This window comes from Parabacteroides bouchesdurhonensis (assembly GCF_900186615.1).
In the GTDB taxonomy this organism is placed as follows: Bacteria; Bacteroidota; Bacteroidia; order Bacteroidales; family Tannerellaceae; genus Parabacteroides; species Parabacteroides bouchesdurhonensis.
This window is the reverse complement of the sequence record NZ_LT896588.1, coordinates 745,247-763,511: the sequence shown is the minus strand read 5'-3', so window position 1 is coordinate 763,511 and position 18,265 is coordinate 745,247. Positions and strand designations below refer to the sequence as shown.

Annotated in this window: 15 protein-coding genes; 9 read left to right on the top strand and 6 right to left on the bottom strand. The window is 39.9% G+C overall.

Annotation, left to right across the window (positions count from 1 at the left end; genetic code table 11):
- The first annotated feature begins 13 nt into the window (after positions 1 to 13).
- The 3 genes from ftsZ to C1721_RS03370 all read left to right on the top strand — a co-directional run bounded on the left by ftsZ (position 14) and on the right by C1721_RS03370 (position 3,370).
- Complete coding sequence (gene ftsZ / locus C1721_RS03380) at positions 14 to 1,384, top strand: cell division protein FtsZ (protein ID WP_102407165.1); 1,371 nt, start codon at positions 14 to 16, stop codon at positions 1,382 to 1,384.
- A 24-nt stretch (positions 1,385 to 1,408) separates the two neighbouring features.
- The gene (locus tag C1721_RS03375) at positions 1,409 to 1,858 is read left to right on the top strand and encodes a GatB/YqeY domain-containing protein (RefSeq protein WP_102407164.1); all 450 of its coding nucleotides are present in this window, start codon (positions 1,409 to 1,411) and stop codon (positions 1,856 to 1,858) included.
- A 102-nt stretch (positions 1,859 to 1,960) separates the two neighbouring features.
- Positions 1,961 to 3,370: a carbon starvation CstA family protein gene (locus C1721_RS03370; RefSeq protein ID WP_102407163.1), complete on the top strand. Its 1,410-nt coding sequence runs from the start codon at positions 1,961 to 1,963 to the stop codon at positions 3,368 to 3,370.
- Between the two features lie 172 nt (positions 3,371 to 3,542).
- Here the strand turns inward: C1721_RS03370 and rprY are convergent, their stop codons facing one another.
- Together rprY and C1721_RS03360 are read right to left on the bottom strand one after the other, a co-directional pair.
- Complete coding sequence (gene rprY / locus C1721_RS03365) at positions 3,543 to 4,274, bottom strand: response regulator transcription factor RprY (RefSeq protein ID WP_102407161.1); 732 nt, start codon at positions 4,272 to 4,274, stop codon at positions 3,543 to 3,545.
- 2 nt (positions 4,275 to 4,276) lie between these two features.
- Positions 4,277 to 5,836: a sensor histidine kinase gene (locus C1721_RS03360; protein ID WP_102407158.1), complete on the bottom strand. Its 1,560-nt coding sequence runs from the start codon at positions 5,834 to 5,836 to the stop codon at positions 4,277 to 4,279.
- Between the two features lie 450 nt (positions 5,837 to 6,286).
- On the opposite strand from C1721_RS03360, the gene C1721_RS03355 reads away from it, so the two are divergent.
- From C1721_RS03355 to C1721_RS03335, 5 genes are all read left to right on the top strand, one after another.
- Positions 6,287 to 7,051: a ParA family protein gene (locus C1721_RS03355; protein ID WP_102407156.1), complete on the top strand. Its 765-nt coding sequence runs from the start codon at positions 6,287 to 6,289 to the stop codon at positions 7,049 to 7,051.
- A 47-nt stretch (positions 7,052 to 7,098) separates the two neighbouring features.
- Positions 7,099 to 7,983: a ParB/RepB/Spo0J family partition protein gene (locus C1721_RS03350; RefSeq protein ID WP_102407154.1), complete on the top strand. Its 885-nt coding sequence runs from the start codon at positions 7,099 to 7,101 to the stop codon at positions 7,981 to 7,983.
- Positions 7,980 to 8,705: a DUF5683 domain-containing protein gene (locus C1721_RS03345; protein WP_102407152.1), complete on the top strand. Its 726-nt coding sequence runs from the start codon at positions 7,980 to 7,982 to the stop codon at positions 8,703 to 8,705. Before C1721_RS03350 ends, C1721_RS03345 begins: the two co-directional genes overlap by 4 nt.
- A gap of 10 nt (positions 8,706 to 8,715) precedes the next feature.
- On the top strand, positions 8,716 to 10,281 hold the full coding sequence (locus tag C1721_RS03340) for a lytic transglycosylase domain-containing protein (protein WP_102407150.1): 1,566 nt from the start codon (positions 8,716 to 8,718) through the stop codon (positions 10,279 to 10,281).
- Positions 10,282 to 10,373: 92 nt separating this feature from the next.
- A complete protein-coding gene (locus C1721_RS03335; protein ID WP_102407148.1) occupies positions 10,374 to 12,656 on the top strand; it encodes a RelA/SpoT family protein in 2,283 nt (760 codons plus the stop codon).
- Between the two features lie 12 nt (positions 12,657 to 12,668).
- Here C1721_RS03335 and C1721_RS03330 read toward each other — a convergent pair whose 3' ends face one another.
- The 4 genes from C1721_RS03330 to C1721_RS03315 are packed head-to-tail and all read right to left on the bottom strand — an operon-like array spanning position 12,669 to position 15,470.
- Positions 12,669 to 13,619, bottom strand: coding sequence for a calcium/sodium antiporter (locus tag C1721_RS03330; RefSeq protein WP_102407146.1), 951 nt, complete (start codon positions 13,617 to 13,619; stop codon positions 12,669 to 12,671).
- A 6-nt stretch (positions 13,620 to 13,625) separates the two neighbouring features.
- Positions 13,626 to 14,024 (bottom strand): DUF3127 domain-containing protein, encoded by a 399-nt coding sequence (locus C1721_RS03325; protein WP_102407144.1) that lies wholly within the window; start codon positions 14,022 to 14,024, stop codon positions 13,626 to 13,628.
- Positions 14,025 to 14,076: 52 nt separating this feature from the next.
- Positions 14,077 to 14,469: a MerR family transcriptional regulator gene (locus C1721_RS03320; RefSeq protein WP_102407141.1), complete on the bottom strand. Its 393-nt coding sequence runs from the start codon at positions 14,467 to 14,469 to the stop codon at positions 14,077 to 14,079.
- A gap of 17 nt (positions 14,470 to 14,486) precedes the next feature.
- Positions 14,487 to 15,470 (bottom strand): M23 family metallopeptidase, encoded by a 984-nt coding sequence (locus C1721_RS03315; protein ID WP_102407139.1) that lies wholly within the window; start codon positions 15,468 to 15,470, stop codon positions 14,487 to 14,489.
- A gap of 94 nt (positions 15,471 to 15,564) precedes the next feature.
- On the opposite strand from C1721_RS03315, the gene alaS reads away from it, so the two are divergent.
- A complete protein-coding gene (alaS, locus tag C1721_RS03310; protein WP_102407137.1) occupies positions 15,565 to 18,186 on the top strand; it encodes an alanine--tRNA ligase in 2,622 nt (873 codons plus the stop codon).
- The last annotated feature ends 79 nt before the right edge of the window (positions 18,187 to 18,265 follow it).

Below are 18,265 nucleotides of genomic sequence, written 5' to 3'. Positions count from 1 at the left end.
AAACCGGACGACAATGGACGATACAATATTAAATTTCAATTATCCTACGGATACCCCTAAGATCATCAAAGTAATTGGTGTAGGTGGAGGTGGTGGTAACGCAGTTAGCCATATGTATCAGGAAGGAATACACGACGTGACATTTGTGTTGTGTAATACTGATAATCAAGCCTTGAACCGTTCTGATGTGCCTATTAAATTATCGTTGGGACATGAAATTACCCAAGGATTGGGAGCTGGTAATAAACCGGAACGTGCCATGATGGCTGCTGAGGAAAGCATGGAAGATATCCGCAAGATGCTGAGTGATGGTACGAAAATGGTTTTTATCACTGCCGGAATGGGTGGTGGTACCGGAACGGGAGCAGCTCCTGTTATCGCTCGCATAGCCAAAGATATGGGAATATTGACTGTTGGTATTGTGACGATTCCTTTTTTGTTCGAAGGTGAACGTAAAATTATCCAGGCACTGAACGGTGTAGAAGAAATTGCTAAAAATGTAGATGCTTTGCTGGTTATTAATAATGAGCGTTTGCGTGAGATATATGCCGACTTGACTGTTATGAACGCATTTGGTAAAGCAGATGATACGCTGACCATTGCCGCGAAAAGTATTGCTGAAATCATAACACTTCCCGGTATAATAAACCTGGACTTTGCCGATGTAAACACAACCATGAAAGATGGAGGTGTTGCTTTGATGAGTAATGGATTTGGTGAAGGTGACGGTCGTGTTCGTCAGGCTGTTGAAGATGCCTTGAATTCTCCGTTGCTGAGTAATAATGATGTAAAGAATGCCAAGAAGATATTGTTTAACGTCTATTTCAGTCAGGAATCCGAACTTCGCATGGAGGAAATGAATGATGTTCATAACTTCATGTCTGAGTTTAACCGTGATATAGAAGTTATTTGGGGTACGGCTGTAGATAATACATTAGGAGAGAAAGTTAAGATAACGATTCTTGCTACCGGCTTTACAATGGATGATATTCCTCAGATAGCCGACAAACGTCGTAACGAGGCTATGCAAATGACGGAAGAACAAATCCGTCAGGAAGAAGAACGTCTCCAGAAAGAACAAAAAGAACGGGAACTTATCAATAAGTATTACGGAGCTTCTGCTAAAAAGGTAGGGCGTTTTGTTTGTCGCGCTTCTTCAATTGTTCTTACTCAGGAAGAATTGGATGATGATGTATTAATTGCCTTTATAGAAGACAATCCTACATATAGCCGTGATCCGAAAGCGGTAGCCCGTGTGCGTGCGAAGATGGCAGGCGAAGATATTGCAGTAACCGCTGCTGCTGCATCTAAAACTACCGGTACGGGAAGTCATAACAATACAACTTCTTCGGGAGGAGGTAAGCCGAAGATCAGTTTCCGATAATTAATTAACTAGATACATAGCTTTATGGATTTATTTGAAAAAGTCAGCGAAGACATTAAAAACGCAATGAAAGCGAAAGACAAAGTCGCTTTGGAAACATTGAGAAATGTAAAGAAATTCTTTCTGGAAGCAAAAACCGCTCCGGGAGCCAATGATACTTTAACTGATGCCGATGCATTGAAAATTATGCAAAAGCTTGTAAAACAGGGAAAAGATTCAGCTGCTATTTATATACAACAGGGCCGTCAGGACCTTGCAGACGGAGAATTGGCACAAGTTAAAGTTATAGAGGCTTATCTGCCAAAACAAATGTCTGCCGAAGAACTGGAAGCAGAGCTGAAAACAATTATTGCCCAAGTTGGAGCTACCAGTGCCAAGGATATGGGTAAGGTGATGGGCGCTGCTTCTAAAGCGTTGGCTGGCCGTGCAGAAGGCCGTCTTATTTCAGAAACTGTAAAGCGTTTATTGAATTGATATTGAAGAAAGCTGTTTCCGGGTGAAACAGCTTCATTTTCTCTTTTCTACTTGATCTTGATCTTTTGTTGTTCTCAACTTTCAATTATTAGAAGAAAAACCATGATTACATTTGCATGTTGCCTTATAGCCCTGATTGTAGGCTATTTCGTTTATGGCTCTTTTATAGAGCGAATTATAGGTATTGACCCATCCCGTAAAACTCCTGCTTATACTCAGCAAGATGGCGTAGATTATATTCCGCTGCCTACATGGAAAGTGTTTATGATTCAATTTTTGAATATTGCAGGTCTGGGGCCTATTTTCGGTGCAATAATGGGGGCTAAGTTCGGTACGGCATCCTTCCTGTGGATTGTACTGGGCAGTATTTTTGCTGGTGCTACACACGATTTTATGGCAGGGATGCTTTCACTCCGAAATAAAGGAGAGAGTCTTCCTGAAATGATAGGCCGTTATCTGGGAAACAATTTCAAGCAATTTATGCGTGGTTTTACTGTCCTGTTAATGATATTGGTGGGCGCTGTGTTTGTTGCCGGTCCTGCCGGTTTGTTGGCAAAGTTGACACCTGATTACCTGGATGCTACATTTTGGATTATTGTTGTCTTTATTTATTATGTTTTGGCAACTTTATTGCCGGTAGATAAGATTATAGGCAAAGTATATCCTCTTTTTGCTGTGGCCCTTTTGTTTATGGCTGTGGGTATTTTAGTAATGTTATTTATACATCATCCTTCATTGCCGGAGTTGACAGATGGTTTACATAATACAGACCCTAAAGGACTGCCTATTTTTCCAATCATGTTTGTAAGTATCGCTTGTGGGGCTATTTCCGGTTTCCATGCTACACAAAGTCCTTTAATGGCTCGTTGCTTAACGAATGAAAAACATGCTAAACCTGTATTTTACGGTGCGATGATTACAGAAGGTATCGTTGCTCTTATTTGGGCTGCTGCTGCAACTTACTTTTACCAGAATAACGGAATGTCCGAGAATAATGCAGCCGTTATTGTGGATAGTATTACCAAAGAATGGTTGGGTGCTGTTGGTGGTGTTTTGGCTATCCTGGGAGTTATTGCAGCCCCGATTACTTCCGGTGATACTGCTTTCCGTTCTGCCCGTTTGATTGTGGCAGATTTCTTGCATTTGGAACAGAAAAACGTTGTAAAACGTTTGGTGATTTGTATTCCTCTTTTCCTTATTGCTATCGGATTACTTTTGTACAGCCAGAAAGACAAAGATGGTTTTGATATGATATGGCGTTACTTTGCGTGGTGTAATCAAACATTGGCTGTCTTTACCTTATGGGCTTTGACGGTTTATCTGGTGAAATCAAAGAAACTGTATTGGGTGACTCTTATCCCCGCCCTCTTCATGACAGCTGTTTGTTCCACCTATATTTTTGTAGCTCCCGAAGGATTGGGAATGGCTACCGGTATTTCTCAAATGTTGGGTGGCGTAATAACTTTGGTAGTTGCTATATTCTTCTTTGTTTGGAAATATAGAAATAAATAGAAACATCCCGATGATTTTATGAAATGTTCCCGATGATTTTTCAAAATCATCGGGAACAAATTAAAATAAGCAGATACCCCAATTAAAGTTTATTGCAAAAAAACGCCAGACTATTTCCGGTTTAAACCGGAGACAGTCTGGCGTCATAATTATTTATAGAAAGAATGTTTTCTTACAATACTTGAATACCTTCTTCCCGTGCCTGTTCTTCACCAGAAGGAGTTATTAATTTATAACCCTTACCGTGGATGTTGATGATTTCGATACCCGGATCATCTTTCAACAGTTTACGCAGTTTTGTAATATACACATCCATGCTGCGGGCATTGAAATAATTATCATCTACCCAGATCGTTTTCAGTGCATAGTTACGTTCCAGTATTTCATTTGCATGTGCACAAAGAAGGCTCAGCAATTCACATTCTTTGGTGGTCAGTTTTGTTACCTTATCACCGATGGATAATGTTTGTTTCTGTGTATCAAACAAGAAATTACCTAATTTGTAGAAAGGAATATCTTTCATCTTCTTACCTTTTACACGGCGAAGAATAGCTTCGATACGAAGCAATAATTCTTCCATGCTAAATGGTTTTGTCAGATAGTCATCCGCACCAATCTTGAATCCTTCCAATATATCTTCCTTCATAGTCTTGGCTGTAAGGAAGATTACAGGAATGTCCGGATTGATGGAACGGATTTCCTGAGCTAAAGTAAAACCGTCTTTTTTCGGCATCATAACATCCAATACACAAAGATCGTATTTACCTTTGGTGAAACCTTTATAACCGGCCTCTCCATCAGAGAAAAGATCCGTAACATAACCTTTTGCTTGTAAGTATTCTCTTAAAAGCATTCCTAAATTTTCGTCGTCTTCACAAAAGAAGATTTTCAGTTTTTCTTCCATAACTAACTTTTTATAAGAGGTAAAGTAATAATAAATTTTGTACCAATATTTCCAGTACCACTTTCCGCACGTATTGTGCCTTTGTGATCTTCTATAATTTTACGAACGTAAGCAAGTCCTAAACCAAACCCTTTTACGTCGTGTACATTTCCTGTAGGTACTCGGAAGAAACGGTCGAATACTTTCTTAAGGTATTCTTTCTTAATCCCTATGCCATTATCTTCCACAGATATAAGAAGTTTTCCTCCTTCATTCCATGTACGTGCCATCAATGCAAGTGGAACATCCGGACGACGATATTTTACAGCGTTGTCCATCAGGTTAAACAATACATTGGTTATATGCATTTCATCTACATAAATATCCGACTCGGTTGCCTGTAAATCTATATCCATTGTACCTCCGTACTTTTCTACCTTTAAAACAAATGTGTTTGCTACATTTGCCACCAAGTCGTTTGCGTCGAGTTCTTTTAGTTTCAAGGTGGCTTTTTGCCGTTCAAACAACGACATCTGCAATACCTTTTCTACCAGAAAGCCTAATCGCTTTGTTTCATCATTAATGACTCCGGATATATGTTTAAACACATCCGGGCTTTTTGTTATATCCGTATCTTTCAACATCTGGGCAGCGAGAGAGATGGTTGATACCGGAGTCTTCAACTCGTGCGTCATATTGTTGATAAAATCGTTCTTCATTTCCGAAAGTTTCTTCTGGCGGAATACTATATATATGGTAAAAATAAATGTTACCAATAGTAAAAGCGAGAAGATCACGGATGGTACGATAAACGTTACCGAACTGGATATATAATCTCCTTTTGTTGGAAAATACACTTTCAGATAATTCAGCTTTGACGGTGGATCATTGGGGAACAGCGCTCTGGTAAAGATGTCGGATGCGACCGGTTCCTTTGGTATCTCACCACTCTGATATACTGTATTTCCATCTTTGTTAATAACAGAAAAAACGAACGGCAGGTTCAATCCGTTGTTAATAAATTCTGTTTTTAAGTAATTATTTAGCTTTTTAAAATCTATACGTTCCTCAATTGGCTTTGGACTTGCAGTAGATAAAATGTTCAGAATCACCTCTTCTATCAGTCCTCCTTGGTATTGGTAACGTCTTTTTAGCGTACGTTGCAAATCTTTTGAAGTGTTTACAATACTGCCGGATGCTTCTCGTCCGGATAAAGATGATAACGGTTTTATTTTCTGACTGCTGAAACTTTGCAATTCTATTTGTTGCACTGTACCATTGGAATCTGTAATTTGCAGTTTGTATCTTTCCTTATTGATTACTTGGCCTAAGCTTTGTACGTCTGGAGCATTTTGATACATAAAACTGGTTTGGTCACGATTTATATCTTCTTCCAGGTATTTCCTGGTTTCATCCAATTCCAGATTCTTAGATACTTGGTGCAAACTTCTTTTTACAGTTTCGTTAAACTGTTCACTGCGTGCCTTTAGTAGGATGGTTACATAACTAACCTGTAAATATAGCAGGCCGGTAAAAGCAAAAGCCATCACTACTGCAAGCAACCAGATAGTCGACTTCCTCATATCAATTTATATCTCTTAATAATGTAACAAATAACGCGTGTTTTAGTTTAATATTTACACAAAAAAAGTAAAAATAGAAGGCTCGTAATGTTAATAATGGTTGGTCGTGACTGCTCTTTTAGTGTTGTTATAGGCTGGTAATCAATTTGTTTTATGATTGTAAATGTACGTTCTTACGTTAATGATCTATAGAATAATTATTCCGTACCTAGTCTAATCATATAACAAAGGTATGTTTCATTTCTCTATTTCTTTCCTAAAACTTCGTTATCATTTCCAAAAAAACTTCCATATACTTAAGCAGTAGCTGTTTATTCAATAATTCTGGTTATCTTTGCAAGTTATCAACAGTTAGGGCGACTTATCAACAAAACAGGCATTGTTTTGATAGAACTCGATTCTATTCGGTTTTTAATGTTTAGTTTTGCTCCTAATTAATAGTATTAGAGTATGGGAAAGATTATCGCTTTGGCAAATCAGAAAGGTGGGGTTGGAAAGACTACTACCACTATTAATCTGGCTGCATCATTAGCAGCACTTGAGAAAAAAGTACTGGTGGTGGATGCAGACCCGCAGGCAAACGCTTCGTCCGGGTTGGGCATTGATATTCGTAATGTACAGCTTTCTATCTATGAATGTCTGGTGAATGGCGAGGATTCAAAAGGCGCTATTACGCCTACCGAGGTGGAAGGTTTGGATATTATTCCATCCCATATCGATCTGGTTGGTGCCGAAATTGAAATGTTGAATATGGAAAACCGGGAGAAAATATTGAAACAGATATTAATCCCGTTGAAGGACTTATACGATTTTATTCTTATAGACTGTTCTCCGTCATTAGGACTGATTACAGTAAATGCGCTTACCGCTGCCGATTCGGTTATTATTCCTGTTCAATGCGAATACTTTGCGCTGGAAGGTATCAGTAAGTTGTTGAATACGATTAAAATAATTAAATCCAGACTAAATCCTGCTTTGGAGATAGAAGGCTTTTTGCTGACGATGTATGATTCACGTCTTCGTTTGGCTAACCAGATATATGAAGAGGTGAAACGTCCGTTCCGCGATTTGGTATTTACTACAGTGATTCAACGAAACGTTAAATTAAGCGAGGCATCAAGCTACGGCAAGCCTGTTTTATTATATGATGCAGAATCAAAAGGAGCGGTCAACCATATGCAGCTTGCGCAGGAATTGATAGATAAAAATAAGTAAGGTTTATGATTTACGAATCATAAAACATAAATTCTAAATCTTAGAAAATGGCAGTAATGAAACGATCGGCACTTGGCCGCGGATTAGATGCTCTTATAACAATGGACGACTTGAAAACTGGTGGTTCATCTTCAATAAGTGAGATAGAATTAAGCAAGATACAACCTAATCCGGAACAACCCCGTTCAATCTTTGAAGAAGAAGCATTGGATGAATTGGCTACTTCTATCCGTTCTTTGGGTGTTATTCAACCTATAACCCTGAAAGAAATTGGAGCGGACAAGTACATGATTATTTCAGGCGAGCGTCGTTACCGTGCCTCTTTGAAAGCAGGGCTTGATAGAATTCCCGCGTATATTAAAACGGCAGCCGATGAGAATGTCGTGGAAATGGCATTGATAGAAAATATTCAGCGTGAAGACCTGAATTCTATAGAAATTGCCTTGGCTTACCAAAAACTGATAGATAATTACGGATTAACTCAGGAAAAGTTAAGCGAACGGGTAGGAAAGAAACGGGCTACTATTGCGAATTATCTGCGTTTGTTGAAACTTCCTGCTGAGATACAAATGGGATTAAAGGACAAGAAAATAGATATGGGACACGCTCGTGCTCTTATACCTGTGGAAGATCCGGAAATCCAGTTGGCTTTATATGAACAGATATTGTCTGACGGATTATCAGTCCGTAGCGTGGAAGAATTGGTACGAGGTGTAGCAGATGGTGTGAAACCTGAGAAAAAAAGTACTGCAAAAGCCCGTAAATCTATGCTTCCCGAAGAATTTAATTTACTGAAAGAACATCTATCCCGTTTCTTTAATACAAAGGTGCAATTAGCATGTGATGAAAAAGGCAAAGGCCGTATCACTATTCCTTTTGCATCGGAGGAAGAATTAGAAAAACTGATTAGCCTGTTGGACAAACTGAAATGAAACATATTATTATATTCTTTCTGATATTTCTGATAGGCTATCCTTATACAATACAGGCGCAGGAAGTGGAGACTGCGATGTCTGATACGCTAAAGATGTCTTCTGTTCAAATGTCGGTAGCTATGCCAGATTCGTCCATTGCTGCGGTATTAAAAAGTGCGGATTCTGCGGCTATTCCGGCTGTGACCAAGATGAAGGCGGAATTTAAACCAAATCCGACGACTGCTACTTTATTGGCTTTAGTTCCCGGATTGGGGCAGATATATAACCGTAAATATTGGAAATTGCCGATCGTTTATGGTGGATTTATGGGATGTCTGTATGCTATTACATGGAACAACAAGAACTATCAGGATTACTCTACGGCTTATCAGGATATCATGATAGATTATAATAATGGGAATCCGTTGCCAGAGGATGAATGGCATAATAGTTGGAAGGAAATTCTGCCTAACGGACGTGATTATGCTGAATATTTAAGAAATACTCAATTTCATAATCAGTTGAAAAGTCGTAAAGACTATTATCGCAGATATAGGGATTTGAGTATTATTATTACTGTTGGAATATATGCACTCAGTATTGTGGATGCCTATATAGATGCCCAATTGTTTGATTTTGACATTTCTCCCGATTTGTCAATGCATTTGGAACCTACTGTTACTCCGAGAACAAATTACAGTTCCCGGACATATGGAATAAATTGCAGTTTAACATTCTGATAAATAATACATGAGAAAGCATTTACTTACTACTTTATTATGTTTGGTTTGTTCTTTTGTGGGTGTTAAAGCTCAGGAAGATGCCATTGGAGAACAATACTCTTCTTTATCGGCGGATTCTATCGTAGCGGAGGTGGGCTTGATTCCTGAAAGTTTGGATGCGAATGTAGACAGCCTCTTCCGAACATGGCATGTGCAGTATTTTTCAAAGATAGATGAGTATTGCCATGACGATGTGGAGAATGTATATTTCCCGGATTCTATTTATGTTCAGCGTTTGGAAAGGTTACCTCGTATAATATCTTTACCATATAATAAGGTTGTACGTGATTGTATTGATTTGTATGCCGGACGCCGTCGTGATCTGGTTCGGTATATGCTGGGTATGGCAGATTTCTATTTCCCTATAATTGAACAAATACTTGATAAGCACGGATTACCCCTTGAATTAAAATATTTGGCTGTAGTAGAAAGCGCTTTGAATCCGGTAGCTCTTTCTCGCGTAGGTGCTTGTGGATTGTGGCAGTTTATGTTACCTACCGGAAAAAGTTACGGATTGGAGATTAACAGTTTGGTTGATGAACGTCGTGATCCGCTAAAAGCGACAGAAGCTGCTTGTCAATACTTTAAAGATATGTATGCTATTTATGGAGACTGGAATCTAGTGCTTGCTGCTTATAATTGCGGTCCGGGTAATGTAAATAAAGCGATCCGACGTTCGGGAGGGAAAAATAATTTTTGGGATATTTTTCCCTATTTACCTAGGGAAACCCGTTCTTATGTGCCTTTATTCATTGCCGCCAATTATATAATGAATTATTATTGCGACCATAATATTTGTCCCATGCAAACCAATCTTCCTTTGGCGACGGATACCGTAATGGTCAACAATATGTTACATCTGCAACAGGTAGCTGAACTCCTTCATTTGGATATAGAACAGCTTCGGGCTCTGAATCCTCAGTACAAGCGAGATATTATTCCTGGCAATGCGAAACCCTCCGTATTGAAACTTCCGGCTGCCGAAACATATGCTTTCGTTGGAAAGGAAGATACCGTGCATTTGTATCGAGCCGAAGAATTATTGGCAAATTGTATTCCTTTAAATGCGGCAGACCGTGCTATGTCTCATACTGCCACGAAAGAAAAAATTACCCATGTTGTAGCCAGTGGCGAAAATCTTTATACCATAGCCAATCGTTATGGTGTGACAGCGAAGGATATACGTAAATGGAACGGACTTAAATCTAATCGCGTTCCCCGTGGGAAACGTCTGAAATTATATGTAGATAACGGAGGTGTGTCGTTTGCTTCCAACCAAAGTGCAAAAGATAAAGAAAAACAACCGGTAACTACAGCACAAACGATCTCTAAAGAGAACCCCGGAGATGTTAAAACTGCCGATGAAAAGACTGCAGGCAAGAATTTTATTTCCTATAAGGTAAAACCCGGAGATTCACTCTATTCCATTTCAAAGAAGTATCCCGGTGTTACTACGTCATTATTACAGAAAGCAAACGGTTTAACCGGCACTGGTTTGCGTCCCGGACAGGTGTTGAAAATTCCTGTAGGATAGATAGCTATTTTCGTCGCATTATGCTGGCCTTCTTATGAATATTTGTATATTTGTGCCTAGTGATGTTTTTATAAACAGGGAGGTAAGTTACGATGAGTGATGCAAAGAACACAAAAGATATAGAAGGTACGGTTGAAGTGCAGCCGACTTTATCCGCTGACGAACAAATGATTCAAGACGGATTCAATGCGCTGCTGCAAGATTATCTGGCGTCTAACCACCGAAGAAAAATAGAACGTATCACTAAGGCGTTCAACTTTGCTAATCAGGCACATGCCGGCGTGAAACGGCGTTCGGGTGAGCCATATATTATGCACCCTATTGCTGTAGCGCGTATTGTTTGTAAAGAGATGGGGTTGGGGTCTACTTCTATTTGCTCTGCACTTTTACATGATGTAGTGGAAGATACCGAATATACGGTAGATGATATACGGGATATGTTTGGCGATAAAATCGCTCAAATCGTAGATGGATTGACAAAGATTTCCGGTGGTATATTCGGAGAACAAGCCTCTGCCCAAGCCGAAAATTTCCGCAAGTTGCTCCTTACTATGAGTGACGATATCCGTGTTATTCTTATTAAGATAGCAGACCGTTTGCACAATATGCGTACTTTGGGGTCTATGTTGCCGGCGAAGCAATTCAAGATTGCCGGTGAAACGCTTTATTTGTATGCGCCTTTAGCTCATCGTTTAGGCCTGTTTTCTATTAAAACGGAACTGGAAGATTTAAGTTTCAAGTATGAACATCCCCAAGAGTATGAATTTATCAAAGAAAAGCTGAAAGCTACGGAAGCAGCTCGTAATGCCTTATTTGAGCATTTCGCTAAGCCGGTGGATGAGAAGCTGAAAGCAATGGGGCTGAATTATGAAATGCGTGCGCGTGTAAAATCAGCCTATTCCATTTGGAATAAAATGGAAAGTAAAGGGGTTACTTTTGAAGATATATATGATATATATGCCGTACGTATCATTTTTGATCCTCTGCCTGGTGTAGATGAAAAGAACCAATGTTGGGATATTTATTCCGCTATTACGGATATTTACCGTATTCGTCCGGATCGTATTCGCGATTGGGTGAGCCGTCCGAAAGCGAATGGTTATCAAGCTCTGCATCTTACAGTAATGGGGCCGGATGGAGAATGGGTAGAAATCCAGATACGTAGTCGCAGGATGGATGAAATAGCAGAAAAAGGTTTTGCTGCCCATTGGAAATATAAAGAACATCATGTAGAAGAAGATACGGAATTGGATAAATGGCTTCAGACAATTACCGAAATTCTGGAAAGTCCGGATCCGAATGCGCTAGACTTTTTAGATACCATTAAGTTAAACTTATTTTCTTCTGAGATATTTGTCTTTACTCCTAAAGGAGATATAAAAACTCTTCCTCAAGGGGCTACAGCATTGGATTTCGCTTATGCCCTTCACTCCGATATCGGAAATCATTGTATCGGAGCTAAAGTAAACCATCGTTTGGTTCCACTCAGTCATCCGTTGGCTAGTGGAGATCAGGTGGAAATACTTACTTCCCGTTCACAAGAACCTCAGGTTGAATGGCTGAACTTTGTTACTACAGCTAAAGCCCGTGCTAAGATTGATGCTGTGCTAAAGCGCGTTCGTAAGGATGCTGCAAAGATTGGTGAGCAGAAAGTTATTACTGCTTTTAAGAATACCGATATGGAATTGAATACATCAAATTTGGATAAACTTTGCATGTATTTTGGTTTCTCTAAACGGGAAGAGTTCTATTATGCCATAGAAAAAGGGGATGTGGTTTTGCCTGAAAACATAAAGAAACTGTTAAAGGAAAAGACAGACAATGTCCTGTTCAAATACGTAAAACAGGCCTTACGTATGGGAACGAAACCTAAGTCGACCGAAGAAAAAGATGAACCTCGAGAGAAACCTAAGTTTGATAAAAGCAAACCATATATCCTTCGGGAAGAAGCCTTTGAGCGTAACTATGTTCTTGCGGAATGTTGTAAACCTATTCCTGGAGATGAGGCTTTAGGTTTTATCAATGACGACGGTAATGTAGTGGTGCATAAGCGTTCATGTCCGATAGCCATGCGATTAAAAAGCAGCTTTGGAGAACGTATATTGAATACGGAGTGGAGCAGCCATAAAAATGCTTCTTTCGAAGCTACTTTGGAGATTAAAGGAATCGATTCTATTGGCGTGTTGAATACGATAACAAAGACTATTTCGGAAGATTTTAATGTTAACATCCAGCGCTTATTGATAGAGGCTAAAGACGGTGTGTTTGAAGGTAAGATTAAAATGAAGGTGCATGATGTTGAGGATATACAAAAGATGTGTGTTACCCTTTCTAAAATTAGCAATGTAAAGTCGGTAGGACGAATTGCGGATTAATCCGTATCTCTTTTATCGTATCAGATAAATGGTGTAGGCTATGTAACATAAGACCATAATGATTCCTTCCCAACGGGTAATTGTGCGTTTCTTGAAAAATAGTCCTACTATATATAATAATACGCATGATCCGATTAGCACACCTAAATCTACATTTGTAATGCCTTGGATATTCATCGGGCTGATCGTGGCGCTACAGCCTAATACAAAGAAGATGTTGAACAGGTTGGAGCCGATTACATTCCCTATTGCCATTTCAGGATTCTTTTTCAAAGCGGCAACAATGGACGTTGCCAGTTCGGGTAACGATGTCCCGCCGGCTACTAGGGTAAGCCCGATAATAGATTCACTTACACCCAGGCTACGTGCGATTCCTGATGCTCCGCTTACAAAAAATTGTCCTCCGTAAATTAAGCCTGCCAAACCTCCTAAGATGAATAATGCAGACTTCCATATAGGCATATTCTTTATTTGCGTGTCACTTTCTCCTCCATTTCCATTATGCGCAATAGCAAAGGTATAACTCAAAAAAATCAGGAAAAAACAAAGTAACAGTAAGCCGTCGCTACTGCTGATGATATTCTTTGCCGATTTATTGATAAGTATATCATTCGCACATATAAATAAAACAACAGATGCAAGAATACATAGAGGTATTTCTTTGCTTAATGTCCCTTTTGTTATGCTGATGGGAACAATCGCCGCCGTACAACCGACAATCATTAAGGTGTTGAATATGTTACTTCCTACTACATTGCCCAATGCCATATCCGCACTTCCATTCAGTGCGGAAACGATACTGACAGTCAGTTCGGGAGCTGATGTTCCGAATGCCACAATCGTAAGTCCGATAACCAGACTGGATATATGGAAACGCTTGGCTATTGAAGCGGCACCGTCAGTAAGAGCATTAGCTCCTATTAATATAAGAGCTAATCCTCCAATGAGTAGGACTATATTCATAATCTATTAAAATGGCAGGTCGTCTATCGGATTAGCCGGGCCGAAATCCGGAGCCGGTGATGCAATAGGAGCAGATGCCGGAGCGAAATTCTCCGGTGTAGATGGCTCAACAGGATTACCTTGAGCAGGTATTGCTCCGGCACGTTCTATTTTCCAGGCGCTTATATTAGTGAACCAGCGTCCCTGATATTCGCGGCTGTCTATGTCAAATGAAACAGTCAGTTCTTCTCCCGGTTGTATGGCAGCTTGCGCGATACGGTCGGCCCCGAATAATTGGAAGCAAACCTTTTTAGGATATTGATCGTGTGTTTCTAATACGTACTCTTGTTTTTTCCATTCGTTTCCGGTTTTGCTTATACCGCTTTGTTCTGGCAGTACGGCAATGATTTTTCCTGTAATTTCCATGTCAATTAGTTTATATATCGTGTGCGAAGGTACGTTTTTTAGAGATAATATACTAAATGTTCAAGCCGTTTTTATCAATGGATGACTGTTGTTCAGCCGGGTTTAAGGTTTCAAAAGCAGCCTTTAAAGAAAGTAACTCTTCCTTGATTTGCTTTAGTCGGTTCACTATTTCCTCTTGTCTGATAGTCGTTTCTCTGTTATCTTTTAGTTTTTGCCGGGCTCCGGCCAATGTCATTCCCCGTTCTTTTACCAAATGATAAATAAGGCGTATGGAATCTATATCCTCTTGTTTGTAGAAACGAGTTCCTTTGTCGGTCTTTCTCGGGCGGATAATATCAAATTCTTTCTCCCAGAAGCGTAATGTAGATTCATTGACACTAAACATCTGTGCTACTTCCCTGATAGAGAAATAGAGCTTCTGTGGTTTATCTTTCTTTAATGCCATACGTCTCTAAAATAGATTTAATCCATAACCTGACCGTGGTTTTCCGCAATCTGAATCATTCGGTCATATTCTTCCGGAGTAAGATCCATATAATAATATTTGGACGGATTGTCGTGCTTGCCGTGTACCATTACTTCATAGTGTAGATGAGGCCCCGTAGACTTTCCTGTATTTCCTACTTCTCCAATGATTTCTCCACGTGTTACTTTTTGTCCTACACGAGCCTTAAACTTACTCATGTGACCGTATAACGTTTGATAACCGTAACCATGGTCTATCATCAAACAGTTTCCATATCCTTGTTTCCAACCGGCAAAGGTTACAACTCCGTTTCCCGTAGCATAAATTTCCGTACCTACTTTTGCCGAAAAGTCCATGCCTGCATGGAAACGTGGCGTACGGTAAATCGGATCGATACGTACTCCATATCCGGACGCCGTACGGCGTAGGTCTTTATTGGCGATAGGCTGGATGGCCGGAATGCATTTACTTCTGTCTTCCAGATTTTTGCCCATCTTGATAAGTTCTTCCAAAGAATTAGCTTCTATGTATAGTTGTTTACGCAGCATATCCATTTTCTGTGTAGTAGATACGATAAGTTCCGGGTTGGAAAGATTCATTAGATGTTCATATCTGTTGCTGCCTCCGAATCCTGATTTGCGGACAGATTCCGGAATAGATTCTGCCTGGAAGATCGCCCTGTATAAGTTCTCATCTCTTTGTTGGATATCATCCAGTATTTCTAAAGCGTTGGTTAGCCGTAATGAGAGTACTTCGTATTGTGTTTGCAGTAACTTGTTTTCTTTTCTCAACTGCGATTCCATAGGAGAATCAACAAGATAAAGCATAGCAAAGAATATCCCGACTCCAACAATTATCCCGGTGCTCAAATGCCGTATAACAATAAGGACGCGGTCCTTTGTGGAAGGATAAACGCGCTCGTAGTTCAGAGTGTTTGGGTTGTAGAAGTAATATGTTTTTCGAGATTTAAATAGTCCCATTGATTTTTTTTATTGCTTGAATGTGTGCAAAAATAATAATTTGCAGTACTTTTGCAAATTGTTTTTCAGAATATTAACGAGAACTAATATAGATATGTTGACAGCAAAAGAAATCCGTGAATCCTTCAAAGCATTCTTTGCATCAAAGGATCATCAGATTGTACCTTCCGCTCCGATGGTTGTGAAAGGTGACCCTACATTGATGTTTACCAATGCGGGAATGAATCAGTTTAAAGATATTATTTTGGGTAACGTTCCTCGTAAGTATCCGCGTGTTGCAGACTCTCAAAAATGTCTTCGCGTAAGTGGTAAGCATAACGACCTGGAAGAAGTAGGACATGACACCTATCATCATACCATGTTTGAAATGTTAGGAAACTGGTCGTTTGGTGATTATTTTAAAAAAGAAGCTATCAATTGGGCATGGGAATATCTGGTAGAAGTGTTGAAACTTGATCCGGAACGTTTATATGCTACCGTATTTGAAGGAAGTCCTGCCGAAGGTTTGGAACGGGATAACGAAGCTGCCGGTTATTGGGAACAATATTTGCCGAAAGATCATATTATCAATGGCAATAAACACGATAACTTCTGGGAAATGGGCGATACAGGCCCTTGCGGTCCTTGCTCGGAAATTCATATTGACCTTCGTCCGGAAGAAGAACGTAAGGCTGTTCCGGGAGCACAGATGGTTAATAAAGACCATCCGCAGGTAATTGAAATATGGAATCTTGTGTTTATGCAATTCAACCGTAAAGCCGACGGTTCTTTGGAGCCGCTGCCTGCAAAAGTTATTGATACGGGCATGGGATTTGAACGTTTGTGTATGGCTTTGCAAGGTAAAATATCCAATTATGATACGGATGTATTCCAGCCCATTATTAAGGTAATAGCCGGTATGACCGGTTCTAAATACGGAGAAGACAAACAGAAAGACGTAGCTATGCGTGTGATTGCCGACCATATACGTACAATTGCATTCTCTATTACTGACGGTCAGTTGCCATCTAATGCGAAAGCCGGTTATGTAATTCGCCGTATATTGCGTCGTGCTGTTCGTTACGGATATACATTCTTAGACCGTCGTGAAGCATTTATGTATAAATTACTTCCTGTGCTGATCGAAACGATGGGAGATGCTTACCCTGAATTGATTGCTCAGAAATCTTTAATTGAAAAGGTTATTAAGGAAGAAGAAGAATCTTTCCTTCGTACGCTGGAAACCGGTATTCGTTTGCTTGATAAGAAAATGGAGGAAACAAAAGCAGCCGGGAAGACAATTATTAGTGGTGTGGATGCCTTTACTTTATATGATACTTACGGATTCCCGTTAGACTTGACAGAGCTTATCCTCCGTGAGAACGGTATGGAGGCTAATATCGAAGAGTTTAATACCGAAATGCAGAAGCAGAAAGAACGTGCACGCAACGCTGCTGTTATTGAAACCGGCGACTGGGTTGTATTGAAAGAAGGAGAGAGTAAGTTTGTAGGTTACGATCTGTTTGAATGTGAATCGGAAATATTGCGTTATCGCCAGATTAAACAGAAAAATAAAGTATTATATCAGGTCGTTCTGGATCAAACTCCTTTTTACGCAGAAATGGGAGGTCAGGTTGGTGATACGGGTTGGCTGATTAATGATGATGAAAAGATCGATGTAGTAGACACCAAGCGTGAAAACAATCTCCCTGTTCATCTGGTAGTGAATTTGCCGAAGGATGTTACTGCTACTTTTGTTGCTAAGATAGATGAAAAGAAACGTGTTCAGTGTGAATGCAATCACTCTGCTACCCACTTGTTGCATGAGGCATTGCGCGAGGTGTTAGGTACGCATGTAGAGCAAAAAGGTTCTTATGTATCTCCTCAGTCATTACGTTTCGACTTTTCACACTTCCAGAAAGTAACAGACGAAGAACTACGCAAAGTAGAATGCCTGGTAAGCCAGAAAATACGGGCTAATTATCCGTTGGAAGAACATCGTGCTATGCCTATTGCCGAAGCAAAGGCTATGGGCGCTATGGCCTTGTTTGGTGAAAAATATGGCGATGAAGTACGCGTCGTTAAATATGGCAGCTCTGTTGAGTTATGTGGTGGCACTCATATTCCTGCAACCGGTATGATTGGTTCATTGCGAATAATTGGCGAAAGCTCTATCGCAGCCGGTGTGCGCCGTATTGAAGCTGTTACTGCTGAAAGCGCTGACAATTACTTCTACGCTCAGCAAGATTTGATTAATGAATTGCGTGCTTTATTCAATAATATGCCTAATATTTCTCAGGCTATCAAAAAGTCTATTGAAGAAAATTCGGATATGAAGAAACAGCTTGAGGCATATATTAAAGAAAAGGCCTCTCGTCTGAAAGCAGATATTATAGCTAAAGCGTCTGAACGCAATGGCGTTAAATTAATGACTTACGTAGGTAAAGGGAACATTGATGCTATGAAGGATGTTGCTTTCCAGATTAAGAATGAAACAGCTGGTAGCTTTATGTTTGTAGCCGGAATTGTTGATGATGCGAAATGTACCCTGATGGTGATGATTAGCGAAGACTTGGTTGCCGATGGACTGAATGCCGGCAAGCTGGTTAAAGACGCTGCCAAACATATACAGGGAGGCGGTGGCGGACAACCTCATTTTGCAACTGCCGGAGGTAAAAACCTCAATGGTTTATCTATTGCTGTGAACTCTATTTTCGAGGCTGCTGGAATGAACTGAAAAAACATTTCATTCGGAAGAAAATAAAATTTCTTTCGAGAGAAAATAAAATTTCCTTCGGATGTAATCTTTTTTACGT

Bases quoted from the DNA above. Each gene is read 5' to 3' on its own strand.
- C1721_RS03350 (WP_102407154.1), top strand. From the start codon at position 7,099: ATGGCAGTAATGAAACGATCGGCACTTGGCCGCGGATTAGATGCTCTT.
- C1721_RS03320 (WP_102407141.1), bottom strand. From the start codon at position 14,469: ATGGCATTAAAGAAAGATAAACCACAGAAGCTCTATTTCTCTATCAGG.
- ftsZ (WP_102407165.1), top strand. From the start codon at position 14: ATGGACGATACAATATTAAATTTCAATTATCCTACGGATACCCCTAAG.
- C1721_RS03330 (WP_102407146.1), bottom strand. From the start codon at position 13,619: ATGAATATAGTCCTACTCATTGGAGGATTAGCTCTTATATTAATAGGA.
- rprY (WP_102407161.1), bottom strand. From the start codon at position 4,274: ATGGAAGAAAAACTGAAAATCTTCTTTTGTGAAGACGACGAAAATTTA.
- C1721_RS03315 (WP_102407139.1), bottom strand. From the start codon at position 15,470: ATGGGACTATTTAAATCTCGAAAAACATATTACTTCTACAACCCAAAC.
- alaS (WP_102407137.1), top strand. From the start codon at position 15,565: ATGTTGACAGCAAAAGAAATCCGTGAATCCTTCAAAGCATTCTTTGCA.
- C1721_RS03355 (WP_102407156.1), top strand. From the start codon at position 6,287: ATGGGAAAGATTATCGCTTTGGCAAATCAGAAAGGTGGGGTTGGAAAG.
- C1721_RS03335 (WP_102407148.1), top strand. From the start codon at position 10,374: ATGAGTGATGCAAAGAACACAAAAGATATAGAAGGTACGGTTGAAGTG.
- C1721_RS03375 (WP_102407164.1), top strand. From the start codon at position 1,409: ATGGATTTATTTGAAAAAGTCAGCGAAGACATTAAAAACGCAATGAAA.
- C1721_RS03325 (WP_102407144.1), bottom strand. From the start codon at position 14,024: ATGGAAATTACAGGAAAAATCATTGCCGTACTGCCAGAACAAAGCGGT.
- C1721_RS03340 (WP_102407150.1), top strand. From the start codon at position 8,716: ATGAGAAAGCATTTACTTACTACTTTATTATGTTTGGTTTGTTCTTTT.
- C1721_RS03360 (WP_102407158.1), bottom strand. From the start codon at position 5,836: ATGAGGAAGTCGACTATCTGGTTGCTTGCAGTAGTGATGGCTTTTGCT.
- C1721_RS03345 (WP_102407152.1), top strand. From the start codon at position 7,980: ATGAAACATATTATTATATTCTTTCTGATATTTCTGATAGGCTATCCT.
- C1721_RS03370 (WP_102407163.1), top strand. From the start codon at position 1,961: ATGATTACATTTGCATGTTGCCTTATAGCCCTGATTGTAGGCTATTTC.